Below are 921 nucleotides of genomic sequence, written 5' to 3' on the forward strand. Positions count from 1 at the left end.
TGGCAATCCTCCGGTAGGTGACAAAACGGACGCGAATGCGCTGGCCGCCGAAGACCTCGCCGTGTGCAAGGCGCTCGGCCTCGACCCGGCGACGTACAAGACGTCGCAGCCGGCCGCCTGACGGTAGCGCGGCAGCTCGTCTCACTTCCATCAGCAACGCGTTTTCACTTCCATCAGGAGATTCACATGGCTGCATTGACCGCCGACCGCAATACATTGTCCCGCTCCGGTGTGCTGTTTAGTTACCCGGCCAAAAGCGGTGTGCTGTTCTACGTTGGCGCGATCGCCGCGATCGATACGGCGACCGGCCTCATCACCAAGGGCGCCGAATCCGCCACGCTCAAGGGCGCCGGCATCGTCCAGGAGCAAGTCGACAACACGGCCGCCGCAGACGGTGCCGCGAACGTGACGATCCGGCGCGGCCAGTGGCTCGTCGCGAACTCTGCCGGCGCGGATCAGCTCACGCTGAAGGATGTCGGCATGCCCGCGTACATCGTCGACGATCAGACCGTCGCGAAAACGGACGGCGGCGGCAAGCGCTCGGTCGCCGGCACCGTGGTCGACATCGATCCGGGCGGCGTCTGGATCGCGTTTTAACGCGGCCGGTCATCCCCCTCGACTACCCCATAAGGAAAGCAAATGGAAATCAATCGCGCCAATTTGCGCGCCCTGTTCACGGGATACAACACCGTATTCCAGCAAGCCTTCGACGGTGCGCCGTCCGATTGGAATAAGGTTGCCATGCCCGTGCCGTCGACCACGTCGCAGGAAGTCTATCCGTGGCTCGGACAGACGACGCGGTTCCGCGAATGGATCGGCGATCGCGTGATCCAGAACCTGTCAACGCACGACTTCTCGATCAAGAACAAGCCGTTCGAGAACACCGTCGGCGTCGATCGCGAGGCAATCGAAGACGACACC

2 protein-coding genes are annotated in these 921 nt (G+C 62.9%); both read left to right on the top strand.

Translation table 11 applies throughout. The features are described from left to right. Positions 1-186: 186 nt before the first annotated feature. A complete protein-coding gene (locus tag WS49_RS17230; RefSeq protein ID WP_059530909.1) occupies positions 187-597 on the top strand; it encodes a hypothetical protein in 411 nt (136 codons plus the stop codon). A gap of 42 nt (positions 598-639) precedes the next feature. Further along, the coding region (locus tag WS49_RS17235) for a Mu-like prophage major head subunit gpT family protein (protein WP_179949549.1) at positions 640-921 on the top strand (282 nt) is incomplete at its 3' end.

Source organism: Burkholderia sp. RF7-non_BP4, assembly GCF_001521935.1.
GTDB classification, from domain to species: domain Bacteria; phylum Pseudomonadota; class Gammaproteobacteria; order Burkholderiales; family Burkholderiaceae; genus Burkholderia; species Burkholderia diffusa.